A 25,964-nucleotide genomic window follows, 5' to 3' on the forward strand; every position below is an offset into this window, starting at 1 on the left:
GCCGCAAAATTCGCCGGCCGTCACTTAGTCCCTTCCGAACGCGATCCGCTCGCCTCAGACCCCGCAACGCGTCCGCCGACCACCACCGCGCGCAGGTCGTTGACGTTCGTCCCGGTCGGTCCCGTGCGGACCAGCGCGTCCGCCCCGTCGAGCAGCGGGTACGCGTCGTGCTCGTCGAGCGCGGCCGCGGCCGCATCGCGGCTCAGGGTGGCCTCGGGGCCGTCGCCGACGAGGCGGTCGTCGATCAGCGCGCCGGCCGCGTCCGTCGCGCCGTCGATACCGTCGGTGTCGACGCTCGCGACGGCGATCCCCTCGCTGTCGCGCCCCGACGCGTCGAGCTCGGCCGCCGCCGACAGCGCGAACTCCCCGTTCGGCCCGCCCTCGCCGGGGTCCGCCCCGAGCGTCACCGTCACCTCGCCGGCCGAGAGGAGGACCGCGGGCGGAGCGACCGGGTCGCCCGCCGCCCGGCACTCCTCGGCGACCGCCGCGTGGGTTTTCGCCGCCTCCCGCGCCTCGCCACGCACCCGCGAGGAGAGCACGAGCGGGTCGTACCCCCGTGCCGCGGCGACCTCCCGGGCCGCGTTCAGGGCCGTCCGCGCGCTCGCGACGATCCGGACCCCGACGCCGTCGAACGCTGGGTCGCCCGTCTCGGGGGTCTCCGCGACCTCGCCTGCGGCGCCGCGATCGAGCCGCGCGGTCACGGCGTCCGGGGTGTCGACCCCGTACCGGTCGAGGACCGCGTTCGCGTCCGCGTAGGTCGTCGGGTCGGGCGAGAGCGGGCCGCTCGCGATCACCGCCGGGTCGTCGCCGGTCACGTCGCTGATCGCGAGGCCGAGGACGTCGGCGGGGGCGGCCGCCCGGGCCAGCCGTCCCCCCTTCACCGCCGAGAGGTGTTTGCGGACCGCGTTGATCTCGTCGATAGTCGCGCCGCTGGCCAGCAGCGCCTCGGTCGTCTCGCGCAGGCCGTCAAGCCCGATCCCGTCGGCGGGCGCGGCCAGCAGCGCGCTCCCGCCGCCCGTGAGCAGGCCAATCACGAGGTCGTCGGCGCCGGCGTCGGCCGTGAGCGCCCGCACCCGACGGGCGCTCTCGACGCCCGTCTCGCTCGGCGTCGGGTGGTCGCCGGGGAGGACGGCGACCCGCTCGGTCTCGACGGGGTCGTCCGTGACTACCGCGCCCTCAGCTATCCGGCCGCCGAGGAGCCGCTCGACCGCGGCCGCGAAGTGGCCCGCCGCGTTGCCCGCCCCGACGACCAGCACGCGGTCGTACGCGGCGAGGTCGTAGGCGGCCGTCGCGTCGTCGTGGGCCGTGTTCGCGTCCTCGACGCCCGCGACCGTCAGCCGGTCGCCGTCCAGCGCGAGGGCGTCGTCGACCACTCCGGCCGGGTGCGCCGCCTCGATGCCGGCCACGACGCAGTCGAGCGCGAGTTCGCGGACCGGATCGCCCGCGTGTCCCTCGCGGTCCGCGACGGTCACGGAACGGTCGGCGTCGTCGGGTGCGTCAGACATGGGTCGGATCGCTCATTCCCGTCTGCGTTCCGACGCTTCAAGAGGACTCCGCCGAGGCGCCCGGAGGAGCCCCGCCCGGCCCCGCTCAGAGGATGAGATCGGCGGTCGAGAGGACGTAGTAGACCGCCAGCAGCGCGGCGATGGCGTACTGCCCGAGCGCGACCTCGTCGCCCTCGCCGACCGCGAGCTTGATGATCGGGTACGCGACGATACCGGCCGCCAGCCCGTCGGCGATGGAGTAGGCGAACGGCATCACGGTGACCGTGAGCCCGGCGGAGACGGCCCACGCGGGATCGTCCCAGTCGACCTCGACGAGCCCCTGAAGCATCATCACGCCGACGACGATCAGCGCGATGAAGGAGGCGTACTCGGGGATCGCGGCGACGACGGGGATCACGGCGAGCGACGCGAGGAACAGCGCGGCGACGACCAGGGCGGTGAGCCCGGTGCGACCGCCCTCCTCGACGCCCGCGGACGACTCGATGAACGTCGTCACCGTCGAGGTGCCGACCATCGCGCCGAAGGTGGTCCCGACGGCGTCGGCCATCAGCGGCTTGTCCATGTCGGGGAGGTCGCCGTCATCGTCGAGGAAGTCGCCGAACTGCGAGACGCCGATGAGCGTCCCCGCGGTGTCGAAGAAGTCCACGAAGAAGAACGTGAATACGACCAGCACGAACGTGAGCGGGTCGATGTTCGCCAGCCCGTCGACGAACGCGCCCGCGAGCGGCGTGATGTCGTACTGCGCCGACGGCAGCGTCTCCGGCGTGACCGTCCCGCGGGCGAAGACGCCGCCGAGAGTGAGCGCCCAGCCGGCAATCGATGTGGTCGCGATGCCGATGACGATGGCGCCCGTGACGTTCCGCGCCCACAGCACGAACGTCAGCACCAGCCCCAAGACCCCGAGGATCGCCCACGGGTTCGCGAAGACGCCGCCGAGCGTGACCAGCGTCGCCTCGTCCGGCACGACGATCTGGAGCTCCTGAAGCCCGATGAAAAGCAGGAACAGGCCGATGCCGGCCCCGACCGAGCGCTTCACCGGCTCCGGGAACAGCCGGATGACGTACTCGCGCGCGCCGACGAGGGTCAGGAGTATGAACAGGACCCCCTCGACGAAGACGGCGGCCAGCGCCGTCTGCCACGGCACGCCGAGCCCCAGCACGACGGTGTACGCGAAGAAGGCGTTGAGCCCGAGCCCGGGCGCGAGCCCGAACGGCCGGTTCGCGTACAGCGCCATCACGGCCGTCCCCACCGCCGCCGAGAGGACGGTCGCGATGGCGATCATCTGGACCACCTCGAAGAACTCGTACCCGGGGATCTGGATCGCGTCGGCCAGGATGAACGGGTTCACGACGATGATGTACGACATCGCGAGGAACGTCGTGAGCCCGGCGACCAGTTCGGTGCGGACGTCCGACCCGTGCGACTCCACGTCGAACCGCTCGGCGAGCGTGTCTGAAAGGCCCATTGAACGGGTAGATGTTCCCCGGGATCGAGTGATAAGCTTTGCTGAACGAAGCGCTCAGATATACACAAACGCGCATTAAAACGCGAAAAAGTCCTGTTTATTCTCGAAGAGTATGCGCGAACGTGGCTACTCGAACGTGGTCAGCGCGCCGACCGGCGCGTCGGTGATCGCTCGCGCGCGGTCCATCCCCTCGTCGCCAACGGCGATGAGCGCGAACACGCCGGTAACGTCAGCGTCGCCTTGGAGCGCGATGTCCAAGAGGAGCTCTTGCGTCTCGCCCGACCGGATCAGGTCGTCGACGACCAACACCGTGTCGCCGGCGTCGATGGCGCTCGCGGGGAGGTAGTAGGTGAGCTCGATGCCCGAGGCGAGCCGCTGGCGCGACTCGATGAACTCCTCGACGGCGGTCTCCTTCGACTTCTTCGCGTACGCCAGGCGCGCGTCGAAGAAGGAGGCCATCGCCGCGCCGAGCGTGATCCCGTCCGTCGCGGCCGTCAACACCACGTCCGGCGACTCGAACTCGAACGTCTCCGCCGCCACAGGCGCCACGAGGTCGAGGAACGACTGGTCGAAGACGACGCCGGAGTTGTCGACGTAGCCTTCGTCGTCGAACTCGACGCGCGCGACCAGCTCGTCGGCGAGCGCCTCGCGCCCGACCGACTCGACCACCTCGCTCGCGCGGTCGGTGCCGGGCAGGACGTGCCCGTTCACGTACCGGTTCAGGTCGCCAGCGGGCAGCCCGGTCACCGCGGACAGCTCCTCGTACGTTCGCGTCTCCTTCAGCATCCGCAACACGGCGACCGCCTGTAGCTGGAGGGCCGCCTTCTCTGCGCGGTTCATACTAATGATCGCGATCGCACAAGTATGAACATGTCGAAGTCACACGCGGGGAGAACACCCCACGAGTGTGGTTCTCACGACTCGGGCGCGTCGAAGAACACCGCGGGGTCGTCGATCGCGATCGCGACGTGGTCGCGGTCGTCGAGCGGGCGCAGCCGGACCGTGAGCGCGCCGTTCGCCGCCGCGGCCGCGCGCAGCGAGGCGAGGTCTTCGTCGCCGATGTACGTCGGAATACAGAGCGCCACCTCCGCCGCCTCGTCGGTCGCGACCACCAGCCGGTACGCGACGCCGTCCGCGGCGCCCGCGTACACGTCGACGCCGTCGATCGCGGCCTCGTCGACCGCCTCGAGCGCCGCCTCGAACTCCGACTCCGGTAACAACACGTCGACGCGGGCCGCGTCGGCGACCGGGTTCACCTGTCCGGGGTGTCCGGCGACGGCGGTCCAGCCGCGCTCTCGGTACGCCGCTGCCGTCGACTCCGCGTCCTCCTCGACCGCTCCCCACCGCGGTCCGGGATCGGGTACGTCCATGTCGCGCGGCTATCGCCCACGTCCGTACATAAGCGTCGGTTTCCGACTCGTATCGTGCCTGTCCCGCGTACCCGCGCTCGCCCCCGACCCGTCTGCGCTACCGTCGACGGACCGTTGGCAGTCGGGCCGAAAGGGGCCGGGTCTGCCGGTAGGTTCATAACTCTCTATCGTATGGGATCGCCTATGCCTACTGACAACGACGATCATGTCGACAGGCGGACGGTGCTCAAGTACGCCGGAACGGCCGGTGCTGTCGGTCTCGCAGGCTGTTCCGGAGGCGGCGACGGCGGCGACGGTGGCGGCGACGGCGGCGACGGTGGCGACGGCGGCGGCGACAGCTTCGAACTCGGCGTCACCATGGGCCAGATGGACTCCGGGCTCGACCCGCAGGACCACGCCGAGACGAACACCGAGATCATCGTCGGCCAGCTGTACGAGGGCCTCCTCGACCGCGACAAGGAGGGCGGCATCATCGCCGGCCTCGCCAACGAGTGGGAGCGCACCGAGGACGGCAGCGTCCAGTTCATGCTGCGCGACGGGATCACTTTCCACAACGGCGACGAGGTCACGCCGCAGGACGTCCGGTACAGCATCCGCCGGATCGTCTTCGAGGACGTCGGGATCGTCAGCCCGCAGTCCAACGACCTCGGCCTGGTCGACGAGGTGACGACCGGCGACGGGCAGGTGACGGTCTCCTTCGAGGGGTTCAACCCGATCGCCTTCCAGCTGTTCGCGACGAACGGCCCGATCATGCAGCAGTCGTGGGTCGAGGAGAACGGCGGCGACTACATCAACCGGAACGCCAACGGGACGGGGCCGTTCCGCCTCACGAACTACGAGTCGGGGAACCAAGTCGTCTACGAGCCCAACGAGGAGTACTGGGACGGCGCGCCCGAGGTTGACGAGCTCACCATGACCGCCTCCAGCGAGTCGAGCACGCGGGTCAACCAGCTGCTCGCGGAGGAGACGGACATCGTGACGAACGTACCGCCGAACGAGGTGTCGCGGGTGAACAGCTCCGACGTGGCGACGATCAACTCCGTTGCGAGCGCGCGGATCATCTTCCTCCAGATGCGCTACGACGTGGAGCCGTTCTCCAGCCAGCAGTTCCGGCAGGCGATGAACCACGCGGTCGATGTCGAGAGTATCATCGAGAACGTGCTCAACGGCTTCGGCAACATCACCTCCCAGCCGACCCTCGACGGCCACGTCGGCTACAACCCCGACATCGACCCGTATCCGTACGACCCCGACGAGGCCGAGCGGCTCGTCGAGGAGTCGGGGCACGCGGGCGTCGAAATCACGCTTGAGACGCCGATCGGCCGGTACCTCCGCGACGTCCAGATCGCGCAGGCGGCCGCCAGCCAGATCGACTCGCTGTCGAACGTCTCCTGTGAGGTCGAACAGCGTGAGTTCTCTTCGCTCGTTCAGGACGTCACTGCGCCGAACATCGAGGACCGCCCGCACTTCAACCTCCTCGGGTGGGGGAACGCGGAGTTCGACGGCAGCCAGACGCTGACACCGCTGCTCTCCTCCGAGGGCGCGCTGACGGTGCTGAAAAACGACGAGCTCGACGGGCTGCTCACGGACGCCGAGGCGACCGAGGACCCCGACGAGCGCGTCGACATCCTCCAGGAGGCGAACCAGCTCGCCCACGACCTCGCGCCGTGGGTGTTCATGCACCAGCAGTTCAGCGTCTACGGCGTCTCCAGCGACATCTCCTGGGAACCGCGGGCCGACGAGTTCATCGACCCGGACACGGCGACCCAGCAGTAACGCGACTCACCTCTCCATATCGTTAGTAATGTCACTCGGCAGATTCGCACTCAAAAGAAGCCTCCAGGGGATCGGCGTCGTCTGGGGCGTCATCACGGTCGTGTTCGCGCTCCGGTTCGTCACCCCCGGGAGCCCGATCAACGCGGTCGCGCCGCTCGACGCGTCACAGGAGACGCGGCAGGCGATCGCCGCCGAACTGGGGCTCGACCAGCCGCTGTACGTCCAGTACGGACGGTACGTCTTCGAGCTGCTCCAGGGCGACATGGGCCGGTCCTACATCCGCGGACAGGAGGTCACGACTCTCGTCTTCGAACGCCTCCCCGCCACCGTGGAACTCGCCGTCGCCGCGAGCGTCGTGGCGATCGTCTTGGCGATCCCGCTCGGCGTGATCAGCGCCACGAACCGGAACGACCCGGTCGACTACGGCGCGACACTGCTGTCGCTCGGCGGCATCTCGACGCCGAACTTCTGGCTCGGGATCATGCTCATCCTGATCTTCGCGGTGGAGTTCAACATCTTCAACACCAGCGGCCGCGGGGTCGACGTCGGCGACGTCGCCCTCTCGGTCGTCAACGCCGAGCCGTTCGTCGGGACGCTGCTGACGTGGCTCGCGTACATCACGCTGCCCGCGATCGCCTTGGGGACCTACTTCATGGCGCTCATCACCCGGCTGACGCGGTCCGGGATGCTGGACGAACTCAGCCAGGGCTACGTTCAGGCCGCGCGCGCCAAGGGGCTCCCGCGGACGCTGATCCGATACAAACACGCGCTCCGGAACACCCTCATCCCCGTGATCACCGTCCTCGGACTCCAGCTCGGGACGCTGATCGGCGGCGCCGTGATCACCGAGGCGGTGTTCTCCTGGCCCGGGCTCGGCACGCTGGTCATCGAGAGCATCAACCAGCGGGACTGGCCCGCGCTCCAGGGGAGCCTCATCGTCATCGGGACGAGTTTCGTCCTCGTCAACATCCTCGTCGACGTTGTGTACGCCTACCTCGACCCGGAGGTGGTGACCGACTAACATGGTCTCTTCACGTGTCATTCGCAATCTCAAGAAGGAGTTCAGACAGAGCGGGCTCGCGAAGCTCGGGCTGGCGCTGGTGGTGATCATCGTGTTGGCCGCCGTGTTCGCCCCGTTCATCGCGCCCCACAACCCGAACGACCAACAGCTCAACCAGAGCGAGCTGCCGCCGATCGGCTTCTCGCAGACGGAGGAGCGGACCTCCTCGCAGATGGTCGACGGCGAGATCCAGACCGTCACCGAGGAGGTCGAGATCACCGCGGACCCGGCCCACGTGTTCGGCACCGACGGGCTCGGTCGCGACATGTTCTCGCGAGTGGTGTACGGCGCCCGGACCTCGCTCGTCGTCGGCGTCCTCGGGACGCTCTTGGCGGCGTCGATCGGGGTGCCGGTCGGCCTGCTCGCTGGCTACCACCGCGGACGGGTCGACGACGCGCTGATGCGGATCGCGGACATCAGCCTCGCGTTCCCCTCGCTCGTGTTGGCGGTCGCGCTGATCGGGCTGTGGGGCCGCGCGGCGGTGAACGTCCCCGACCCGTTCGTCGTCGCTGGCCTCGCGCCGGAGATGCCGAGCAGCTTCGTATTGCCGATAACGGTGGTGATCGTCGTCGGCCTCGTCAACTGGGTGTGGTTCGCCCGCGTCGCCCGCGGGGAGGCGCTCTCCCTGCGCGGGCAGGAGTACGTGAAGGCGTCGCGCGCGCTCGGCGCCGGCGACAACACGATCATCCTCCGGCACGTTCTCCCGAACGCGATCACGCCGATCATCGTCCTCGGGACGGTGCAGGTGGCGGCGATCATCCTCTTGGAGAGCTCGCTGTCGTTCCTCGGCTTCTCCGGGACCACGCTGTCGTGGGGCTTCGACATCGCGCAGGGGCGCGACTACGTCTCCTCCGGCCAGTGGTGGATCGCCTCCATCCCCGGGCTCGCGATCATGCTGTCGGTGATCGGGATCAATCTGCTCGGCGACTGGCTGCGTGACGCCTTGGACCCCGGTATCGAGGGCGAAGGGGGTGCCGCATGAGCGACGCCGAGCGGCCGGACGACGACCCGGCGGGGAGCGAGCCGACCGCGGCGACCGACGGCGGGGCGAGCGACCCCGCCGCGACCGCCGACGCCGGACGCCTCGGCGCGGCGACGCCGAGCGGGGCGCCCGCGCCCGGCGACGTGCTGTCGGTCCGGGACCTCTCGACCCGCTTCTTCACCGAAGAGGGGCAGATCAACGCGGTGGAGTCGGCGTCGTTCGACCTCCGCGAGGACGAGATCCTCGGCGTGGTCGGCGAGTCCGGCTCCGGCAAGTCCGTGACGGCGCTGTCGCTCGTCGACCTCGTCGAGACCCCGGGCCGGATCACCGCCGGCGAGGTGTGGTACCGCGACCCCGACCTCGCCGAGGAGTTCCGCGGGACCGAGGGGGTCGGGGTCGACGGCGACCACGTCGACCTCCGGACCGTGCCGCCCAGCGTCCGGCGGTCGCTGCGCGGCCCCTCGTTTAGCGTCATCTTCCAGGACCCGATGAGCAGCTTCAACCCCTCGATCACCGTCGGCGAACAGATCGCCGAGGCGGTCGAGGTGCAGCGGCGGGCGCGGGCGAACCCCCGCTCGACGCGCTCGCGGACGCAGGGGTACGGGCTCGGGAAGTACCTCCTCGACGGGCTCGTCCCCGGTCGAGATTACACGAGCGAGGAGAGCATGGAACGCGCCGTCGAGCTGCTCGGGCAGGTCGGGATCCCCGACCCCGAGGAGCGCGTCGACGAGTACCCCGGCCAGTTCTCGGGCGGGATGCTCCAGCGCGCGATGATCGCGCAGGCGCTCGCCGGCGAGCCGGACGTGCTGATCGCCGACGAGCCGACGACCGCCCTCGACGTGACGATCCAGGCGCAGATCCTGAACCTGCTGAAAGAGATCCAAGCGGACCGCGGGATGAGCATCGTGCTCATCACCCACGACCTCGGTGTCATCGCCGAGATGTGCGACCGCGTCTGCGTGATGTACGCCGGCGAGATCGTCGAGCGCGGCACGCTCGACTCCGTCTTCGAGGACACCGTTCACCCGTACACGCGGGGGCTGCTCGGCTCCATCCCGGACGTGGACGACCCGCGGGCGCGGCTCGAACCGATCGCGGGCAACGTCCCGAGCCTGATCGACGCCGAGATGGGCGACCGGTGTTACTTCGCGGACCGGTGCCCGAAGGCGATGGAGGCGTGCCTCGACAAGCCGCCCGAGGCGACGGTCGACGCCGCCGCCGACCACGGCGCCAAGTGCGTCCTCGCGGACCGCGAGTACGACCCGGCCGACGCGCTCCCCGACGGCTACTTCGACGGGGGCGACGCCGCCGATCCCGACGACGGGGTCGCGGCCGACGGAGGTGACGGCGAGTGAGCGACTCGCTGCTCTCCGTCGACGGGCTGAAAAAGTACTACGCGGACGACCCGTCGCTCGTCGACCGCCTGCTCGGACAGGAGTCGGAGAGCGTGAAGGCGGTCGACGGCGTCTCCTTCGACGTGCGCGAGGGCGAGACGCTCGGGCTCGTCGGCGAGTCCGGCTGCGGGAAGTCGACGACCGGCGAGACGGTGTTGCGGCTCCGCGAGCCCACCGCCGGCGAGATCACCTTCGACGGCGAGGACGTGCGGGGCATGGGGTCGCGGGAGCTGACGGAGTTCCGCCGGCGCGCCCAGATCGTGTTCCAGGACCCGTTCTCCAGTCTCGACCCGCGGATGACCACCGGCGACATCGTCACTGAGGGGTTGCGGATCCACGACGTGGCCGACCGGGCTGAGCGGCGCGAGACGGCCCGCGACCTGCTCGAACGCGTCGGGCTGTCCGCCGACCAGATGGACCGGTACCCCCACGAATTCTCCGGCGGGCAGCGACAGCGGATCGGGATCGCCCGCGCGCTCGCTTTGGACCCCGACTTCGTCGTCCTCGACGAGCCGGTGTCCGCCCTCGACGTGAGCGTTCAGGCCCAGATCCTGAACCTGCTCGAAGACCTTCAGGACGACTTCGGGCTCACGTTCCTCTTCATCGCGCACAACCTCGGCGTGGTCCGCCACGTCTGCGACCGCGTCGCGGTGATGTACCTCGGCGAGATCGTCGAGATCGGGCCGGTCGAGGAGATCTTCGACGACCCCGCCCACCCGTACACGAAGGCGCTCCTGTCGAGCGTCCCGCGAGCGAGCACGGACGCGCGAGACGAGGAGTTCACCACGCTCCGCGGCGACGTGCCCTCGCCGCGGAACCCGCCGAGCGGGTGTCGGTTCCACACCCGATGTCCGGAGGCGCGGGCCGCCTGCCGGGAGTCGACCCCCCCGGGGTACGACCTCGGCGAGGAGCGCACGGCGACCTGCTTCCGGACGGACGACGACCACGCCTACTGGGACAGCGAGCCCATCGGCGAGAACGCGGCCGCCGAGGAGCCGGCGGACGACTGAGCGATCCGGTCGCCGCGGTCGCTGCCGCATTTATGTGCTCGCGGACGAACTGGTTCGCTCGTCGTGTCTCGAACCGGGAAGCCGCGTCCGGGTTATCTCCCCCCACCCCCTCGCTTGAGACATGTCGCAGAACGACTCCGTCTCCGACGGCGGCTTCGCGCGACGAACGATCCTTCAGGCCGCGGGGCTCTCGGGCGTCGCCGGGCTGGCGGGCTGTCTGAACGAGGTCACCACCACCGCGAGCGCCGGCGACGACGCGGACCCGCCGGCGACCGACAACGGGCCGACGCTCCCGGAGACGGGGTCGCCGGAGGTCGTCGACCTCGACGAGCGCGGCCGCGAGGTGACGCTGCGCTCGGTCCACGCCCGACACGCGGCCCACCCCGGGAGATCGCTGGGCGGGCCGGTCGAGATGCCGGTGACGTGGGCGTTCCAGGCCGACGACGGGACGCCGAGCGTCCCCGGCCCGGTGCTCCGGGCGACCGAGGGCGACGACCTCTCGATCACCCTCGACAACACCGGCGGGGAGATGCCGCACACGCTCCACTTCCACGGCGTCTCGAAGTCATGGAAGGACGACGGGGTCCCGTCCACGACGGGGATCACCGTGATGCCTGGCGAGGAGCACACCTACCAGATCGGCGCGGACGTGCCCGGCACCCACCTCTACCACTGCCACTTCAACACCCCGATGCACATGGACATGGGGATGTACGGGATCCTCCGGATCGACCCCGAGGGGTACGAGGAAGCCGACGTCGAGCAGTTCATGACGCTGAAAGACTGGGACACGCGGCTCTCACGGTCGTACGGCGGCGCGGACGTCAGCTACGACGTTCAGGACCGTCGCCCCGACGCGTTCACGATCAACGGCCGCGTCGCGCCGTACACGCTCAACCCCGACCACGGCTCGCCGGTCGTCGTCAGCGAGGGCGACACGGTGCGGCTCCACCTGGTCAACGCGGGGTTCATGTCGCACCCGATGCACACGCACAACCACCGGTTCCGCACGGTGGAGAAGGACGGCGCGCCGTACCCCGAGGTACTGCAATTACCTGAGGACGTGGTGAACGTCGCGCCCGCGGAGCGGTACACCGTCGAGTTCGCGGCGGACGCGGACCCCGGCATCTACCCGATGCACTGCCACAAGGTGGACCACGTCCAGAACGGCGGCGTCTACCCCGGCGGGATGCTCACTGCCATCGTCTACGAGGAGGCGATGGGGACCGAGGTGTTCGCGGACCTCATGGAGAAAGCGGAGTACGAGATCTGAGCGCCGGGATCTGACCGCACGAACGCTCTCTTCCGATCACCGTTCGCGGACGACGACGAACTCTGCGAGGTCGCGCAGGTACTCGATCGCCTCGGTCTCGGGCGGATCGGCGTCGTCGAGGGCGGCGAGCGCGCGCTCCGACTCGGCGCGGGCACGCTCGTTGATCTCCTCGGGCGACAGCGACGTGACCTGGAGGACGCTCGGGCGGTCCATCTCAGCGTCCTGTCCGGTCGGTTTGCCGAGGTCGTCGGCGTCGGCGGTGGCGTCCAACACGTCGTCGCGCATCTGGAATGCGACGCCGACGCGCTCCGCGTACTCGCCGAACGAGTCGATCGCGTGGGGGTCGGCGCCGCCCGCGACCGCGCCCAACTCGGCGGCGGCGCGGAACAGCGCGCCCGTCTTCCGGCGCGCCAGATCCATGTACTCGGCCTCGTTGGTCGGGCGCGCGGCGAGCTCGGTCGCCTCGCCCTCGCCGAGTTCGACCATCGCCTCGGCGACGGTGCGCATCGCGCGCGGCTCGGCGGAGAACAGCGCGAACGCCTCGCCGAGCAGGCCGTCACTCGCGATGATCGCCGGGCCGTAGCCGAACTCCGCCCACGCGGCGGGGGTGCCGCGGCGGACCTCGGAGCGGTCGATGATGTCGTCGATCACGAGCGAGGCGTTGTGGACGAACTCGATACCGGCCGCGAAGTCGACCGCCTCCTCGGGGTCGCCGTCGAACGCCTCGCAGGCGAGGACGGTCACCGCGGGGCGGACGCGCTTGCCGCCTGCGAGGACGACGTGCCCCACCTCACCGGACAGCTCCTCGGGCTCGACGTCGTCGATGACCGACTCGATCCGGTCTTCGACCAGCCCGACCCGACGCTGCAAGTACTCCATCTACCGACCGGAGGGCCCCGGCGCGCAAAGGCCTAACGGAACGCCGTGCCGGCGGAGATCCGGACGACTGCGCCGACGCTCGCCCGGGGATCTCTCCCGTGGTTCGCGGCCTCGGAACCTCACCGCCGAGCCGGGACTCCGGCGGCGTTCGCCGCCGATCCGCGGGCGGTCATCCGTTCGTCATAGCGCCCGGCGACGGTCCGCCTCCGGTCCTACTGGAACCGAACGCCTAGGTCGTTGAGCCCGTCGTTGTTCGAGGCGACGTTGATCAGAAGCGGCGTCAGCGCCTCGATCTCGGGTGCGTTGGCGATCCCGCCCGCGTCGAGCGCGCGGAGCCCCTCGATCCCCTCGGCGACGTCCGCGACCGTTCGCTTCGCGTCCTCGTCGTCGCCGATGACGAGCGTGTCGACGCCGAGGTCGGCGTCGAGGTTCGCCAGCCGCGCGGCGGCGAGGTTGTGGAACGCGCCGACGACGGCGACGCCCTCCGGCGCCGCGTCGGCGACGATCGCGGTCACTGAGCCCGCGCCGGGCTTGTGGTAGTGGAACCCCTCGTCGTCGCGTTTCATCCCCGTGGCGGGCGAGACGAGCACGTCGCCGTCGTCCAGCGACCCCGCCACCGCCTCCACGGTGTCGCCGACGTGATACGGCGGCACCGCGAGGACGACGACGCGGGCGTCGGCGGCGACAGCGGCGTTCTCCCCGCCGGTCACCGCGGCGTCGAGCCCGCGGCTCTCCAGTTCGGTCGTGTACTCCTCGGCCTTGGTCTCGGCCTTCTCGGCCTCCCGCGACCCGACCGCGATCCGGTGCGGGGTGTCCGCCGCCAGCCGGAGCGCGAGCCCCTCGCCGATGTCGCCGGTGCCGCCGAGTATCGCGATTCGCATACGAACACTGGGGTCGCTCGCGTCTTAGGGGTTGCGCGACCGGCCGTCCTCGCCACCACCGAAGCCCGCGGTCTCGGGGCGACCGAAGCGGGAGGATTCTTTACCGAGGCGAGGGAGGCCACGCGTATGGACGAGCAGGACCGCGTCGCCGCCTTCGTCGCCGAGCACGGGTTAGAGACCGACCTCGCGCACCGGGTCCTCGACCTCGAGAGCGAGGTCGGCGAGATCGCCAAGGAGGTGGCGACCTCGACCGACTACGGAAGCGAGCCGGACGCCGCCGCGATCGCGACCGACGAGATCGGCGACGCGCTGTTCGCGCTGCTCGCGCTCGCCGAGGCGGCGGACGCCGACGCCGCCGAGGCGCTCGACGAGTCGCTGGCGAAGTACGAGGCGCGGATCGCGTCCTCCGGCGACGCCGGGTCCGGGCAATAGTGACCCGACCGGCGATGCCGGGTCCGGGCGAGACCGACCCGCCCCGGGCGTCGGTTCAAGTGCGTCGGCCGCCTACCCCGCCCATGACCGACACCCCGTCGCTCGCGCTCCGCTACGTCGCCTGCGACGCCTGCGAGACGGTGTTCGCCCGGGCCGACGCCGCTGCGGAGCCGGACGCCTGCGACCGGTGCGGCGCCCCCGCGCTCCGCGAGCTCTCCGGCGTTCGAGGACCGGACGCGTACTTCGTCCCCTGAGTCCGACCGCTCGGGCCGCGGCTCCTGCGCCTCCGACGCGCCGGTCACGCCGACCGGCTCACCGGAGGTCGTCCATCTCTAGGTCGCCGGCCGCGATCGCCTGTAACTCCTCGTCGGAGAGGCGGTCGATCACGAACTCCGGCATCCCTTCCGGCAGCCCCGCCGGGATCGACCGGCCGCCGTCCGTCACCGACGCCGCTTGGAATCCGTCGTCGCCGCCGTCGGCGGACAGCCGGCGCACGCTGCGTTCGACCTCCTCGACCGCCGCGGACTGGCACTCGCTCTCCTCCGCGAGCTCTCCCATCCGCTCCGAGATCTGATTCGACTGCTCGACCACCCCGTCGATCGTCGCGGCGATCTCCTCGGCGGCCGCGGCCTGCTCGTCGGTCACGTCGGAGACCTCATCGATCCCGTCGGCCGTCTCGGTGACTGCCTCGGCGATGTCGGTGAGGCTCTCCGCCGCGTCGCCGACGCGCTCGCTCCCCTCGTCGACTCGCACCGTCGTCTCCGAGAGGCTCTCGACCGTCTCCTCGGTGTCGGCGCGGATGCCGTCGACCATCGACTCGATGTCGCTCGCGTGCCCCTGCGACTCCTCCGCGAGCGACTTGATCTCGTCGGCGACGACGCCGAACCCGGCACCCGCCTCGCCGGCCCGGGCCGCCTCGATCGAGGCGTTGAGCGCGAGCAGGTTCGTCTGGTCGGCGATCCCGTCGATCGCGTCGACGAACTCGTCGATCTCCTCGACCCGCTCTTGAAGCGCCTCCACGTCGGCCGCCACCTCGTCGACCGCGTCGCCGATGTCGTCCATGGCCGACGCGGCGTCGTCGGCCGCGTCACGGCCGTCCTCCGCGAGGGCCTCTGCCCGGCTGCTCGTCCGATCGACCTCGTCGGCCGTCGACGCCACCTCCTCGACGGTCGCCGAGAGGTTCGCGACCTCGGAGGAGACCTCGGCGACCCGCCGCGACTGTTCCTCGGCCGCGTCGCCCACCTCGGCGGCGCTCTCGGCGACGTCGCCCGCCGACTCGCGGAGGTCGCTGATCGGGTCTTCGACCTCCGCCTCCACCTCCGCCATCAGCTCCTCGTTCCGCTCGACGGCCGCCGAGAGCTTCTCGCTGTACGAGTGGATGTACGTGTCCGTGACGACCTGCATGTCGAGGTTGACGATCCGGAGGACGGAGAGCAGGTCCTCGATCGCGTCGTCGACCTCCGCCTCGACCGCCGCCGCGGTCTCGTCGTCGACCGTCCCGCCGTCGTCGGGGGCCAGCCGGTCGGTGAGCGAGTCGACGAGCCGGTCGCCGATAAGCGGGAGGATCAGGTCGTAGTAGACGCCGTACTGCCCGATGTAGTGTTTCATCGGCATTTCCAGCATGTCGTGGATCTTGCCGATCCGCGCCCGGTCCTCGAAGTACTCCGTCCCGTACTCGCCCCCCGCGAGCGTCACGAGGTACGCCGACTGGGTCCGCTTGAGCTGTTCGAGCCCCTTGTCGGACCGGCCGATCACCGCGGTCGTCTGCTCGTGCTCGGTGAGGTTCTCGTAGAAGTCGTCCGCGATCTGCTCCGCGTTCTCCGCGAACGCGTCCTCGTACCGGCTCAGTCGCCGCTCGTCTTCTGCGTCGAAGCCGACGAACTCCTTTCGCCACGCGATCTCGTCCCCGTCGAGACCGATCTCGTCGACCAGCTCACCCACGTCGAGCCCGTCGTTCAAGCCGCCCTGACCGAAGTCGTGCCGGCCGTACTCTCCCGATGTAGCCATGCTGAGACCTCTCCGCTTGGGTTATATAAACGGCCACCCCCAGGTCTCACGGCTGATACCGGCGATTCGTGCCGCCTATCCGCGACGGACGGCCGACCCCGCGTCGGCGCCCGTTCAGTCGGCGCCGGCCGCGTCGCCTTCCGCGGGCGCGTCCCCGTCGGCGACCGGCTCGACCGCGACCGCCGAGTGCTTGAACTCGGGGATCTTCGCCGCCGGGTCGAGCGCGTCGCCCGTCAGCGCGTTCGCGAGCGGGTCCGGGTAGTGGAACGTACAGAACACGACGCCCTCGCGGACCGCCGGCGTGACCTCGGCGACGACCTCGACGCTCCCGCGCTCGTTCGAGACGGTCACCCGGTCGCCGTCCTCGATCTCGCGATCGGCGGCGTCCGCCGGGTGGATCTGGAGCGCGTCCTCGCCCCGCATCGCCACGAGTCGGTCGGAGCGCCGGCTGAGCGCCCCGCTGTTGAAGTGCTGCATCACGCGACCGGTCGTCAGCGTCAGCTCGCCGGCGTCGAGTTCGTCCGCGGGCGGGACCGGGTCGACGACCGCGAGCGGGGCGGTGCGCTCGCCCGTCGCGAACGTCTCCGCGTGTAACACGTCGGTGCCGGCCCCGTCGCTCGCCGAGAACGGCCACCGCTGGTAGCCGCCGCCGATCTCCGCGTAGCTCATCCCCTCGTAGATCGGGGCGACGCGGGTCAGCTCCTCGAAGGCCGCTTCCGGGCCGTCGTGGTCGAACGCGTCCGGCCGGTCGGTCAGCCGTTGGCCGAGGTCGGTGAAGATCTCGAAGTCCCGTCGCGCGTTCCCCGGCAGGTCCGCGTTCGGCCGCATCCGCATCACGCGCCGGTCGGTGTTCGTCACGGTCCCGGCCTTCTCGGCCCACGCGCTCCCGGGGAGGACCACGTCCGCGTGCTTGGCCGTCGCCGTCTCGAACAGGTCGATGACGACGCAGAAGTCGAGGTCGTCGAACGCCGACGCGACCGCCGTCGCGTTCGGCTCGGTGACGGCCGGGTTCTCGCCGAAGACGACCGCCGCGCGCACCTCGTCGCCGAACCGGTGGGTCGCCTCCACCTCGGTGAGGCCGGGCTCCGCCGGCGGCTCGACCCCCCACACCTCGGCGACGCGCTCGCGGGCGGCCGCGTCCGTCACGGGCTCGTACCCGGGGAGCACGCCTGGCAGTCCTCCAACGTCACTCGTGCCCTGAACGTTGTTTTGGCCCCGCAGCGGGTTCACGCCCGTCCCGGGGCGGCCGACGTTGCCGGTCAGCAGCGCGAGGTTGAGCAGGGCGTGGACGTTGTCGGTGCCGCAGCGGTGCTGGCTCGTCCCCATCCCCGTCACGATCGCGGCGCGGTCGGCCTCGCCGTACGCCCGGGCGGCCTCCCGGATCGCCCCCGGGTCGACGCCGGCCGCCTCGGCGTTCGCGGCGACGTCCACGCCGGCGAGGTGGCCGCGAAGGCGGTCGAACCCGGTCGTGCGCTCGTCGAGGAACGACTCGTCGACGAGGTCCTCTTCGACGAGGACCGCCGCGACCGCGTTCGCCACCTCGATGTCGGTGCCGGGGCGCAGCGGCAGGTGGACGTCCGCCGCCTCGGTGGTGTCGTTCGCGCGCGGGTCGACGTGGACCAGCGTCGCGCCGTCGCGGATCGCCGGGAGGAGGTACGACCGGAACGCCACGGGGTGTTGCTCGGCCGGGTTGGCCCCGTTGACGAACAGGCAGTCCGTCTCCCGGAGGTCGTCGAGCGTGTTCGTCATCGCGCCGGCCCCGAACCGCTCGCTCATCGCCGCGACGGTCGAGGAGTGACAGAGCCGCGCGCAGTTGTCGACGTTGTTGGTCCCGAGGACGCGCGCGAGCTTCTGGAGGACGTAGTTCTCCTCGTTCGTACAGTTCGACGACGCGAAGAACTGGACGGCGTCGGGGCCGTGCTCGTCGACCACGCGCCCGATTCCGCTCGCGACGCGGTCGAGCGCCTCCCCCCACGGCGCGGTGACGAAGTGCCCGTCGTGTCGGACCAGCGGCTCCGTCAGGCGGTCCTCGTGGTCGACCACGTCGAACGCGGCCGCCCCCTTCGGGCAGATCTCTCCCTTGGCGTTCACCGCCCCCTCGACGCCGGTCGCGCCGCCGCGGTCGGCGTACTCGATCTGGCAGCCGACGCCGCAGAACGGACAGACGGTGGGGCTCGACTCGAAGCTCCGTTCGGTCGGATCGGGCATCGGTCCCACGTAGGAGCCCCAGCACCCTCCGAACACCCCCGGCGTAGCGTGGTGTTTTAATTACCCTCTCGTCTCGGTGCCGGCCCTCCCGTCTCGGTATCCGTCCCCTCGCCTCGATGTCCGCCCGCTTCTCGCGCCGGTCGACGGTGTTCGTCCGCCGTCTTCGCGCCCCCCGACGCGGCGGCGAGTCACCCGGTCACGGTGTCGCTCCCCGCCGGCGCGAGCAGGCGGCCGAGAGACAGGGCGCCCGCGGTCACGAGGCAGGCAGCGAACGCGATCGTGCCGAGCTTCCCGCCGAAGCCGACGAAGTACGGCGCCGCGCCGACGAACGCCACGCCGGCTGTCCCGCCGGCCAACAGCATCGCGCCGGGCCCTGGGATCCGCTCCGGGGTGGCCATCCCGGCGAACGACGCGCAGAAGGCGACCGCAGCGACCGCGTCGCCCGCGGCGAACAGCGGCGGACAGACGAGGCCGGCCGCGAGCCCGACGACGGCGGAGGCGACGACCGGGCCGTGGTCGAGCTGAACGCTCACGAGGTACGTGACGGGCGCGGCGACGGCCGCCGCGGCGACGAGCCCCGTCGCGACGGCCGGCTCCGGGACCGTCCCCGCGCCGGGAGTCAGCCCGCCGAGCGCCGCCACCGACAGGCAGCCGACGAACGCCGTCGTGCCGAGCTTCCCGCCGAACCCGTTGAACGCGCGCTTGGCGGCGACGAAGACGCCGGCGGCGACGAGGCCGGCGGCGGCCACCGACCCGAGTTCGGCGTCGGCCGCGGGGGTCGCCATCCCGACGAACGAACCGCAGTAGGCGGGGGCGCCGTACGTCTCGGTCAGGAGGTGCGCGCAGAGCCCAACGAGCGCGGACGCGACGACCGCGCCGACGCCCACCCGCACGGAGAGGGCGTACGTGATCGGCGCCGCGGCGGCGACGGCGGTCGCGTTGCCGAGGTCGGTCCGCGTGACGCCGAAGCCGTCCGTCCGCAGCGCGTCCCGGGTCTCCCTCGCGACGGTGGCGCCGAGGCTCACCGCGCCGACCGCGAGGACGACCGCGCCGGCCAGCAGGTTCGGTCCGCCTCCGGCGCCGCCGGCCAACCCCGCGGCCGCCGCGACGCTCATTCCGCCCCCGGCGCCGGCCAGGGCGATCGCTCCGAGTGCGTGGATCGCTCGTGTCACGGCTGCGACTCCGGGGCGCGGACCGATACCGACCGGCCCTCAGTATTGCGGGTGTTCTCTGCGAGACCCGGTCACGGGACCGGTGTATCGTGGATCAGGCATTTGTACCCGTCGTGCTAACCCCGATCTGATGGGAACCGGAGGGAAGCCGGCGGACGACGGTGTCGCGGCCGCGCACGGGGGCGTTCGCGCCGGCGTCGCGATCCACGGGACCGAGGGGTGTCCGGTCGTCGCCGCGTCGACCGTCCACGACGGACCGATAACCGGCGTCAACTGGACGCACGTGGGTGACACGCACACCGAGGAGTTCCGCGCCCGCGACCCGGACGCGGTCGACCGCGCGGAGGGGGTCCCGACGCCCACCTCGGTCGTCGACCTCGGCGACGAGCGGGTGTACCGGTACGACCGCCCGCGCGACGGGGCGTGCGCCTGCCGGATAATCGAGGAGCTCGACTGCCCGATCGCGGACGCCCGCGCCGAGGACGGCGTCCTCCTCCTGACGCTCCACCTCCCCGACCTCGAACGCCTGCGCGACATCGTCTCGGCGCTCGACGGGACGGCGGAGCGCGTCGAGGTCCGCTACCTCGTCGAGGGGTCGGCGCGCGGCGACGAGGTGTCGGACCGGACCCTCGTCGACCGCGGCCGCCTCACCGATCGCCAGTGCGAGGTGTTGCGGACCGCCTACCGCATGGGCTACTTCGAACGCCCCCGCGACGCCAACGCGAGCGCGGTCGCCGACGCGCTCGACATCTCTCCCTCGACGTTCGCCGAGCACCTCGCGACCGCACAGCGGAAGCTCTTGGAGGAGACGCTCGCGGAGAACTGACGGCTCTGCTCCGCCGCCGCGTCAGGCGGCGTGTTCGTTGATCGCGGATTCGAGCGTCGCCCGGTCCTGCGCGCCGACGAACCGGTCGACCGCCTCGCCGCCGGCAAACAGGACGAGCGTCGGGATGCTGCGCGCGCCCAGCTGCTGGGCGACCGCCTGGTTCGCGTCGACATCGACCTTGGCGATCGCGGCGTCGCTTTCGGCCGCGAGCGCCTCGATCGTCGGCTCCATCATCTGACAGGGGCCACACCAGTCGGCGTAACAGTCCACGAGGACGACGTCGTGCTCGTCGACCGTGCGCTGGAGTTCGTCCGGTCCGTTCACGTGGATCGGCTCGTCCGGGGTCGCCGCCCCGCCGTCGCCCGTCTCGGTTCCGGCGCCCTCGTCGAGCGCGTCGCCGTCGCCGAGGCGCGCTTCCAGCTCTCGGCGCTTCTGCTCGCGAATCCGCTCGCGCTCGGTCTTCGCGTCGTCTCCCGTCGATTCGTTCGCTTCGGCTGCGTCGCTCATGCGCCAGTATTGGGTGTTTAGGACAATATACTTTCCGCCTTCGGATCTCCCGTCGCCTCACTCCGCGGACCCGAGGAGCTCGTCGAGCCCGGCGGCGGCCAGGTCCACGTGGTCCGCAACGAGGTCGGCCGCGCGCTCGTACGGCGACCGGTCGGCGGTCGTCGCGTCCGGGCGCGTCCGGCCCGCGCTCGCGAAGACCGTCTCGACGAAGGCGTCGCGCACGGCCGCCGTCTCGAAGAGTCCGTGGAGGTACGTCCCGAGGACGCGGTCGGTGGCGACGCCCTCGGCACCGAGCGGCTCGGTCGCGAGCAGCGTCGGCGCGGCCTCCCGCTCCCCGTCGTCGAGGACCCGCGTCCGCCCGGCGCGGATCTCGTAGCCCGTCGCGCGCCCCTCGGCGCCGGCGATCGGGCCGACGCCGTCGACCGCCCGGGTGACGCGCTCGACGCGCTTCTCCGTCGAGAACCGCGTCTCGACTGGCAGGAGGCCGACCCCCGGAACCGCTTCGCGGTCGCCGACGCCCTCGACGGCCGCGTCGAGGAGCCGTTCGCCGAGCAGCTGGTACCCGCCGCAGACGCCGACCACGGGGGCGTCGAACGCGCGCAGCGCGCCGTCGAAGCCGGCCTCGCGGAGTGCGAGCAGGTCGTCGACGGTGTTCTTCGACCCCGGGAGGACCACCGCGTCGACCCCGTCGAGCGCGGCGTCGAGCGGGAGGTAGGCGACGCGGACTCCCGGCTCGCGCGCGAGCGGCTCCAGGTCGGTGAAGTTCGAGATGCGCGGCAGCCGCGGGACCCCGACCCGGACGGCCTCGTCGTCCGGAACGCCGTCGTCGGTGCCGAGGACGCCGCCGCTACCGGTCCCGCCGCCACCGCTTCCGTCCTCGGCGGTCGCCGCGTCGGGCAGCGAGAGGCTGTCCTCCGCCGGGAGCCCCGGGTCGTCGTGCGGGACGACGCCGACGACGGGCACGCCGGTTCGGGCCTCGATCTCGTCGATCCCGGGTTCGAGGAGGGCCGGGTCGCCGCGGAACTTCGTGATCACGGCGCCGCACACGCGTTCGCGGAGGTCGTCGGGGAGCAGTTCGAGGGTCCCGTAGAGGCTCGCGAACGCGCCGCCGCGCTCGATGTCGACCGCGATCAGGATCGCCGCGTCCGCGAACCGCGCGCACTCGACGTTCGCGAGGTCGCGGTCGTGGAGGTTGATCTCGGCGATGCTCCCCGCGCCTTCGGCGACGATCACGTCGTGGTCGGCCGCGAGGCGCTCGTGGGCGGCGACCGCGGCGTCGCGGGCGGTCGCCCAGTGGTCGTCGTAGTACGCCGACGCCGGAGCGTTCGCGACCGCCTCGCCGTCGACGATCACCTGGCTCTCGCCGCCGCCGCGCGGCTTGAGCAGGACGGGGTTCACGTCGGTCGTCGGCACGGTCTCGGCCGCCCGGGCCTGGACGTGTTGGGAGACGCCGACCTCGCCCCACTCGCCGTCCGGGGCGAGCGCGACCCGCGCGTTGTTGCTCATGTTCTGGGCCTTGTACGGTGCGACCGAGACGCCGCGCCGCGCGAGCAGTCGGCAGAGCCCGGCCGCCAGCGTGCTCTTGCCGACGTGGCTCGCGGTACCCGCGATCAGCACCGTGTCGGCGTCACTCTCCGGGTCCGCCTCGGCCCCGCCGCCCTCGTCCGCGCCGGCGTCGGTCACGGTCGCGCGGCCCTCATCGTCAGTACTCCGTCCCCCTGCGCGCCCGCTGACCGTCGTCGAACGGGTGGGCGACCTTGCGGACGTTCGAGATCAGATCGGCGACGCCGTCAAGATAGTCCGGTTCGGCGTGGCTTCCGGTGAGGACGAGTTCGAGGTCCTCGGGCTTCGACTCGGCGAGGCGGACGACCTCGTCGGGGGCGACGAGCCCGCGGTCGGCCGCGTACAGCAGCTCGTCGAGTATCAGCAGGTGGACACCCGCCTCGGGCGCCCCGTCGAGTGCGAGCGGCTCGGTCAGGTCTGCCTCCGCAGCGCCCATGACGAGCGCCTCCGCGCGGTCGAAGGCGGCCGCCGCCTTCGCCTCGTGCTCGTCGTCGGCCGACCCGTCGAGCAGGCCGTGCCAGCCGTAGTGACCGGCGTTCTCGTAGGTGAAGCCCGGAACGGCCGCGATCGCGTTGTATTCGCCCCTGACGCCCTCGACGCTGTCCGCGCCGCCCTTCATGAACTGGAGCATGTGGACGCGGTAGCCGTGGCCCGCGGCCCGGAAGCCCATCCCCATCGCCGCGGTGGTCTTCCCCTTGCCGTCGCCCCAGAACGCCTGGACCAGTCCGAACTCCTCGGGGGCGGCCGGCTCGATCGGCTCCGGCTCCGGGGCCGCGCCGCCGCCCGGGGTGCGGGCGCGGTCGCCTGCGGCTCCCTCGCCGGCGTCGGTCGGTGTTTCCTCGTGCGCGTCGGTCGGTTCCTCGTCGTCGGTGTCGTCGTGGTTCGTGGTCATGGGTCGAAAACCTCCGCCCGGTCGCCGGTGACGACGCCGTGTTCGGCGTCGACCGCCGGTCCGGGCACGTCGCCGTCCGGGTACCGCGACCGCAGGCTCGCGCGGACCGCGTCCCGGACGCAGGCGCGGGCCGCCCCGCCGACCGCCGTGGCGCTCCCGGAGAACTCCGCCGGCTCGCCCTCCGGATCGTCGGCGACGACGACGGCGTCGCTCGTCGTCCCCGGAACCCCCGCCGCCGCGAGCAGCGTCGCGGTCTTCGCCTCGGCCGCGACCGCGACGAGGTTCGCCGCGGCCCCGGGGGCGAGCCGCCGCGTCGCTCCGACGATCAGGTTCACCGTTCCGGGGGGGTCGACCGGCGAGCCGGCGGCGTCGGCGCCCGAATCGACCGGCTCGCCCTCGTCCGTCGGCTCCATCGGCAGCATCGCGGGGTTCGAGAGGCCGACCGTCGCGTACGCGACGACCGGCCCGAGCCGCGCGCCGCGGGCGTGCTCCATCGAGACGCCCGTGAACAGCGTCGGCGGCGCGTCGCGGTCGCCGTCGCTCCCCTCGGCGCTCCGCCCGTCCGCTTCGGCGGCGAACCCCGCTCGCGCCAGCCGCTCGTCGCGGTAGGTCCCGAGGTCGGTCCGGGCGAACCCCTTCGGGACGGTGACGTTGTACGCGGTCGCCGCCCGCGACCGCCCGCCGTCCCACCCGGTCGAGAGCCAGCGCGTCCCCGGCCGCCGGAGCCGGAGGACGCCCTCGCTGACGGTCGCCTCAAACATCGGCGTCCCCACCTCCGTCGCCGTCTCCCGTCTCGGCGTCCGCTTCGTCGTCGTCTTCCTCGCCGTCGACGCCGAGCGCCGCGAGGAGTCGGTCGTTCTCCGCCGGGCGGCGGACCGCGACCCTGACGTGCGAGTCGAGGCCCCGGAACGTCCGCGCGTCGCGGACGGCGACGCCCCGCTCCCGGGCGCGCGCGACGACGCGGTCCACGTCGCGGTCGCCGACGTCGACGAGCAGGAACGGGGCCGCGGAGGGCGCCACGTCGTACCGCTCGCCGAGGCCGGTCCGCAGCCGCCCGCGCTCGCGGCGGACGCGGTCGCGGGTCTCGCGGACGAACTCCGTCTGCCGGAGGCAGTACTCCCCGGTCGCGAGCGCCGGGGCGCTCACGTTCCACGCCCGGCGCGCGCCCCGCATCGCCGCGCCGAGGTCGCCCGTCGCGACCGCGAATCCGGCCCGGATCCCGGGAAGCCCGAACAGCTTGGTGAGCGCCCGCGCGACGACGACGCCGTCGGTGCCCGCGAGCGACTCGCGCTCGGTGAACCCGAGGAACGCCTCGTCGACGAGCAGCACGGTGTCGGCCGCGCGGCAACGCTCCGCGAACGCGAGCAGCGCCTCGCGGTCGTAGCCGCCCCCGGTCGGGTTGTTCGGCGTACAGACGACCGCCAGGGCGTGGCCGCGCGGGTCGGCGTCGAGGACGCGCTCGGCGTCGACGAACGAGGGATCGCCGCCCCGAAGTCGGACCTCGCGGGCGTACTCGCCGAAACTCGGCGCGGGGAGCAGGGCCGAGTCGCCCGGGTCGACCGCGAGCGCGATCGCCGTCCGGATCGCGGCCAGCCCGCCGGGCGTCGGGACCACATTTTCGGGCTCGCAGCCGACGTAGTCGGCCGCGGCCGCCCGGAACACTTCCGGGGGCTCCGGCGGGTACGTCCGCGCCGTCTCGAAGGCCGCGCGGTAGACGCGCTCGACGCCTGCCGGGACCGCCGGGTTCGTGTTCGCGCTGAAGTCCAGCAGGTCCGGGTCGTCGGTACTCCCGTGGGGTTCGCGTCCGAGCGCCGCCGCCCGCTCGCGGTTCACGGCCGGTCACCCCCCTCGGCGGGCTCCGGTTTGCCGAGCCAGTCGACTCCGCCGCTCGGGAGGGTAGGGGCATCCCGGTCGCCGGCGAGGATCCGCTTGGCGAGCCGACGGTCTCCGGGGCGGTTGACGTTGAGCGCGAGGCGCGCGTCGCGCGTCGCGCGGACGGCCTCGTCGCCTCCGCCGTCGAGTGCGCCGACGACGTTGACGCCGGCCGGGACGCGCTCGTCGGGCGGGTCCACGGCTTCGCCAGCCGCTTCGTCGCCGTCGCCGTCGTCGTACCGGGTCGCGGCGTCGGCGCTCGCGCCCAGCCCGCGCTTGCGCGCGGCGGGGACGCGGACCGACAGGGAGTCGCTCCCGGCCGCGGCGTGCGCGTCGAGGACGGTGTCGACCGCCGGCCCGTCAAGCAGCGGGAGGTCGACCGCGACCGTGAGGACCGGCGGTTCCGGACCCTCGGCCAGCGCCGCCTGAAGATCCGCGACGTACCCGTCGCCCGGCGTGTCGACGACGGTCACCTCGACCGATCCCGCCCCCCGTTCGGCGCCGTCGGCGACCCGTCCGCCCCCGCTCGCCCGCTCGCCCAGTCGCTCGCGGGTCCGCGGCGTGTGTGGCGAGACGGCCGCGTACGCGGTCTCGACCCGGCTCGCGGCGAGGGTGTCGAGCGTCCGGTCGACCATCGACCGCCCGGCCACCGGCGCGAGCGGCTTCTCGCCCTCGCGGTCGAGTCGCGTGCCGCGGCCGCCGCACATCACGAGAGCGTCCACGCGATCACCCCCGCGTGTAGCCCGACGACGCGGGCGAGCTCGTTCGTCGCGCCGAGCACGTCGCCGCTGACCCCGCCGAGCCGCGAGCGCGCCCACGCGAACGCGAGCGCGGCGACGACGACCGCGGCGGTGATCGCGGCCGCGGCGACCCCGGTCGTGGGCACGAGG

General features: G+C 71.9%; 25 protein-coding genes. 9 read left to right on the plus strand and 16 right to left on the minus strand.

The annotated features are described in order from the left end of the window. Positions 1 to 20: 20 nt before the first annotated feature. The 4 genes from EXE51_RS10085 to EXE51_RS10100 all read right to left on the minus strand — a co-directional run bounded on the left by EXE51_RS10085 (position 21) and on the right by EXE51_RS10100 (position 4,340). The gene (locus EXE51_RS10085; RefSeq protein WP_089308049.1) at positions 21 to 1,505 is read right to left on the minus strand and encodes a glycerate kinase; all 1,485 of its coding nucleotides are present in this window, start codon (positions 1,503 to 1,505) and stop codon (positions 21 to 23) included. A gap of 85 nt (positions 1,506 to 1,590) precedes the next feature. Next, a complete protein-coding gene (locus tag EXE51_RS10090; RefSeq protein WP_049931397.1) occupies positions 1,591 to 2,970 on the minus strand; it encodes an NCS2 family permease in 1,380 nt (459 codons plus the stop codon). Positions 2,971 to 3,096: 126 nt separating this feature from the next. After that, positions 3,097 to 3,810, minus strand: a complete 714-nt coding sequence (locus EXE51_RS10095; protein WP_004598137.1) for a phosphoribosyltransferase family protein — start codon at positions 3,808 to 3,810, stop codon at positions 3,097 to 3,099. 74 nt (positions 3,811 to 3,884) lie between these two features. After that, positions 3,885 to 4,340, minus strand: coding sequence for a hypothetical protein (locus tag EXE51_RS10100; RefSeq protein WP_049931398.1), 456 nt, complete (start codon positions 4,338 to 4,340; stop codon positions 3,885 to 3,887). 183 nt (positions 4,341 to 4,523) lie between these two features. Here EXE51_RS10100 and EXE51_RS10105 point away from each other — a divergent pair, with 183 nt between their 5' ends. The 6 genes from EXE51_RS10105 to EXE51_RS10130 all read left to right on the plus strand — a co-directional run bounded on the left by EXE51_RS10105 (position 4,524) and on the right by EXE51_RS10130 (position 11,835). Then, positions 4,524 to 6,116: an ABC transporter substrate-binding protein gene (locus tag EXE51_RS10105; protein ID WP_137692627.1), complete on the plus strand. Its 1,593-nt coding sequence runs from the start codon at positions 4,524 to 4,526 to the stop codon at positions 6,114 to 6,116. A 28-nt stretch (positions 6,117 to 6,144) separates the two neighbouring features. After that, complete coding sequence (locus EXE51_RS10110) at positions 6,145 to 7,137, plus strand: ABC transporter permease (protein ID WP_049931400.1); 993 nt, start codon at positions 6,145 to 6,147, stop codon at positions 7,135 to 7,137. A 1-nt stretch (position 7,138) separates the two neighbouring features. Next, on the plus strand, positions 7,139 to 8,158 hold the full coding sequence (locus tag EXE51_RS10115; RefSeq protein ID WP_049931401.1) for an ABC transporter permease: 1,020 nt from the start codon (positions 7,139 to 7,141) through the stop codon (positions 8,156 to 8,158). Further along, positions 8,155 to 9,513, plus strand: a complete 1,359-nt coding sequence (locus EXE51_RS10120) for an ABC transporter ATP-binding protein (RefSeq protein ID WP_241990619.1) — start codon at positions 8,155 to 8,157, stop codon at positions 9,511 to 9,513. Before EXE51_RS10115 ends, EXE51_RS10120 begins: the two co-directional genes overlap by 4 nt. After that, positions 9,510 to 10,562 (plus strand): ABC transporter ATP-binding protein, encoded by a 1,053-nt coding sequence (locus EXE51_RS10125; protein ID WP_049931402.1) that lies wholly within the window; start codon positions 9,510 to 9,512, stop codon positions 10,560 to 10,562. The genes EXE51_RS10120 and EXE51_RS10125 overlap by 4 nt, the downstream gene beginning before the upstream one ends. A gap of 121 nt (positions 10,563 to 10,683) precedes the next feature. Beyond that, positions 10,684 to 11,835: a multicopper oxidase domain-containing protein gene (locus EXE51_RS10130; RefSeq protein WP_137692628.1), complete on the plus strand. Its 1,152-nt coding sequence runs from the start codon at positions 10,684 to 10,686 to the stop codon at positions 11,833 to 11,835. 36 nt (positions 11,836 to 11,871) lie between these two features. Here EXE51_RS10130 and EXE51_RS10135 read toward each other — a convergent pair whose 3' ends face one another. Together EXE51_RS10135 and npdG are read right to left on the minus strand one after the other, a co-directional pair. Then, entirely contained in the window at positions 11,872 to 12,714 is an 843-nt protein-coding gene (locus EXE51_RS10135) for a polyprenyl synthetase family protein (RefSeq protein ID WP_049931403.1), read from the minus strand. Between the two features lie 212 nt (positions 12,715 to 12,926). Further along, the gene (gene npdG, locus EXE51_RS10140; protein ID WP_049931404.1) at positions 12,927 to 13,595 is read right to left on the minus strand and encodes an NADPH-dependent F420 reductase; all 669 of its coding nucleotides are present in this window, start codon (positions 13,593 to 13,595) and stop codon (positions 12,927 to 12,929) included. Between the two features lie 126 nt (positions 13,596 to 13,721). On the opposite strand from npdG, the gene EXE51_RS10145 reads away from it, so the two are divergent. Both EXE51_RS10145 and EXE51_RS17535 read left to right on the plus strand, forming a co-directional pair. Continuing rightward, positions 13,722 to 14,027: a MazG-like family protein gene (locus EXE51_RS10145; protein WP_049931405.1), complete on the plus strand. Its 306-nt coding sequence runs from the start codon at positions 13,722 to 13,724 to the stop codon at positions 14,025 to 14,027. A gap of 83 nt (positions 14,028 to 14,110) precedes the next feature. Next, the gene (locus tag EXE51_RS17535; protein WP_155120035.1) at positions 14,111 to 14,281 is read left to right on the plus strand and encodes a hypothetical protein; all 171 of its coding nucleotides are present in this window, start codon (positions 14,111 to 14,113) and stop codon (positions 14,279 to 14,281) included. A gap of 58 nt (positions 14,282 to 14,339) precedes the next feature. Here EXE51_RS17535 and EXE51_RS10150 read toward each other — a convergent pair whose 3' ends face one another. The 3 genes from EXE51_RS10150 to EXE51_RS10160 form a co-directional block, all read right to left on the minus strand. Further along, positions 14,340 to 16,034 (minus strand): globin-coupled sensor protein, encoded by a 1,695-nt coding sequence (locus tag EXE51_RS10150; protein ID WP_241988218.1) that lies wholly within the window; start codon positions 16,032 to 16,034, stop codon positions 14,340 to 14,342. 114 nt (positions 16,035 to 16,148) lie between these two features. Next, positions 16,149 to 18,242, minus strand: coding sequence for a formate dehydrogenase subunit alpha (gene fdhF, locus EXE51_RS10155; protein ID WP_137692629.1), 2,094 nt, complete (start codon positions 18,240 to 18,242; stop codon positions 16,149 to 16,151). A gap of 188 nt (positions 18,243 to 18,430) precedes the next feature. Beyond that, positions 18,431 to 19,357 carry a hypothetical protein gene (locus EXE51_RS10160; RefSeq protein ID WP_137692653.1) on the minus strand — a complete coding sequence of 309 codons (927 nt, stop codon included), beginning with the start codon at positions 19,355 to 19,357 and terminating at the stop codon, positions 18,431 to 18,433. Between the two features lie 187 nt (positions 19,358 to 19,544). On the opposite strand from EXE51_RS10160, the gene EXE51_RS10165 reads away from it, so the two are divergent. Further along, a complete protein-coding gene (locus tag EXE51_RS10165) occupies positions 19,545 to 20,240 on the plus strand; it encodes a helix-turn-helix domain-containing protein (RefSeq protein ID WP_086216790.1) in 696 nt (231 codons plus the stop codon). 21 nt (positions 20,241 to 20,261) lie between these two features. Here EXE51_RS10165 and trxA read toward each other — a convergent pair whose 3' ends face one another. The 7 genes from trxA to EXE51_RS17955 form a co-directional block, all read right to left on the minus strand. Beyond that, positions 20,262 to 20,747, minus strand: coding sequence for a thioredoxin (gene trxA, locus EXE51_RS10170; protein ID WP_049931408.1), 486 nt, complete (start codon positions 20,745 to 20,747; stop codon positions 20,262 to 20,264). 57 nt (positions 20,748 to 20,804) lie between these two features. Further along, positions 20,805 to 22,430, minus strand: coding sequence for a cobyric acid synthase (locus EXE51_RS10175; protein WP_137692630.1), 1,626 nt, complete (start codon positions 22,428 to 22,430; stop codon positions 20,805 to 20,807). A 19-nt stretch (positions 22,431 to 22,449) separates the two neighbouring features. Further along, positions 22,450 to 23,202, minus strand: coding sequence for a cob(I)yrinic acid a,c-diamide adenosyltransferase (locus tag EXE51_RS10180; protein WP_094520120.1), 753 nt, complete (start codon positions 23,200 to 23,202; stop codon positions 22,450 to 22,452). After that, positions 23,199 to 23,963, minus strand: a complete 765-nt coding sequence (locus EXE51_RS10185) for an adenosylcobinamide amidohydrolase (protein WP_137692631.1) — start codon at positions 23,961 to 23,963, stop codon at positions 23,199 to 23,201. The genes EXE51_RS10180 and EXE51_RS10185 overlap by 4 nt, the downstream gene beginning before the upstream one ends. Continuing rightward, entirely contained in the window at positions 23,956 to 25,035 is a 1,080-nt protein-coding gene (locus tag EXE51_RS10190) for an aminotransferase class I/II-fold pyridoxal phosphate-dependent enzyme (protein ID WP_137692632.1), read from the minus strand. Before EXE51_RS10190 ends, EXE51_RS10185 begins: the two co-directional genes overlap by 8 nt. Continuing rightward, positions 25,032 to 25,781 (minus strand): NTP transferase domain-containing protein, encoded by a 750-nt coding sequence (locus EXE51_RS10195; RefSeq protein WP_137692654.1) that lies wholly within the window; start codon positions 25,779 to 25,781, stop codon positions 25,032 to 25,034. The genes EXE51_RS10190 and EXE51_RS10195 overlap by 4 nt, the downstream gene beginning before the upstream one ends. After that, a partial coding sequence (locus EXE51_RS17955; RefSeq protein ID WP_241990620.1) for an adenosylcobinamide-GDP ribazoletransferase occupies positions 25,781 to 25,964 on the minus strand: 184 nt, incomplete at its 5' end. The genes EXE51_RS17955 and EXE51_RS10195, both read right to left, overlap by 1 nt.

The organism is Halorubrum sp. CGM5_25_10-8B (assembly GCF_005435095.1).
GTDB classification, from domain to species: Archaea; Halobacteriota; Halobacteria; order Halobacteriales; family Haloferacaceae; genus Halorubrum; species Halorubrum ezzemoulense.

Bases quoted from the DNA above. Each gene is read 5' to 3' on its own strand.
- EXE51_RS10085 (WP_089308049.1), bottom strand. From the start codon at position 1,505: ATGTCTGACGCACCCGACGACGCCGACCGTTCCGTGACCGTCGCGGAC.
- EXE51_RS10090 (WP_049931397.1), bottom strand. From the start codon at position 2,970: ATGGGCCTTTCAGACACGCTCGCCGAGCGGTTCGACGTGGAGTCGCAC.
- EXE51_RS10095 (WP_004598137.1), bottom strand. From the start codon at position 3,810: ATGAACCGCGCAGAGAAGGCGGCCCTCCAGCTACAGGCGGTCGCCGTG.
- EXE51_RS10100 (WP_049931398.1), bottom strand. From the start codon at position 4,340: ATGGACGTACCCGATCCCGGACCGCGGTGGGGAGCGGTCGAGGAGGAC.
- EXE51_RS10105 (WP_137692627.1), top strand. From the start codon at position 4,524: ATGCCTACTGACAACGACGATCATGTCGACAGGCGGACGGTGCTCAAG.
- EXE51_RS10110 (WP_049931400.1), top strand. From the start codon at position 6,145: ATGTCACTCGGCAGATTCGCACTCAAAAGAAGCCTCCAGGGGATCGGC.
- EXE51_RS10115 (WP_049931401.1), top strand. From the start codon at position 7,139: ATGGTCTCTTCACGTGTCATTCGCAATCTCAAGAAGGAGTTCAGACAG.
- EXE51_RS10120 (WP_241990619.1), top strand. From the start codon at position 8,155: ATGAGCGACGCCGAGCGGCCGGACGACGACCCGGCGGGGAGCGAGCCG.
- EXE51_RS10130 (WP_137692628.1), top strand. From the start codon at position 10,684: ATGTCGCAGAACGACTCCGTCTCCGACGGCGGCTTCGCGCGACGAACG.
- EXE51_RS10135 (WP_049931403.1), bottom strand. From the start codon at position 12,714: ATGGAGTACTTGCAGCGTCGGGTCGGGCTGGTCGAAGACCGGATCGAG.
- npdG (WP_049931404.1), bottom strand. From the start codon at position 13,595: ATGCGAATCGCGATACTCGGCGGCACCGGCGACATCGGCGAGGGGCTC.
- EXE51_RS10145 (WP_049931405.1), top strand. From the start codon at position 13,722: ATGGACGAGCAGGACCGCGTCGCCGCCTTCGTCGCCGAGCACGGGTTA.
- EXE51_RS17535 (WP_155120035.1), top strand. From the start codon at position 14,111: ATGACCGACACCCCGTCGCTCGCGCTCCGCTACGTCGCCTGCGACGCC.
- EXE51_RS10150 (WP_241988218.1), bottom strand. From the start codon at position 16,034: ATGGCTACATCGGGAGAGTACGGCCGGCACGACTTCGGTCAGGGCGGC.
- fdhF (WP_137692629.1), bottom strand. From the start codon at position 18,242: ATGCCCGATCCGACCGAACGGAGCTTCGAGTCGAGCCCCACCGTCTGT.
- EXE51_RS10160 (WP_137692653.1), bottom strand. From the start codon at position 19,357: ATGAGCGTCGCGGCGGCCGCGGGGTTGGCCGGCGGCGCCGGAGGCGGA.
- EXE51_RS10165 (WP_086216790.1), top strand. From the start codon at position 19,545: ATGGGAACCGGAGGGAAGCCGGCGGACGACGGTGTCGCGGCCGCGCAC.
- trxA (WP_049931408.1), bottom strand. From the start codon at position 20,747: ATGAGCGACGCAGCCGAAGCGAACGAATCGACGGGAGACGACGCGAAG.
- EXE51_RS10180 (WP_094520120.1), bottom strand. From the start codon at position 23,202: ATGACCACGAACCACGACGACACCGACGACGAGGAACCGACCGACGCG.
- EXE51_RS10185 (WP_137692631.1), bottom strand. From the start codon at position 23,963: ATGTTTGAGGCGACCGTCAGCGAGGGCGTCCTCCGGCTCCGGCGGCCG.
- EXE51_RS10195 (WP_137692654.1), bottom strand. From the start codon at position 25,781: ATGTGCGGCGGCCGCGGCACGCGACTCGACCGCGAGGGCGAGAAGCCG.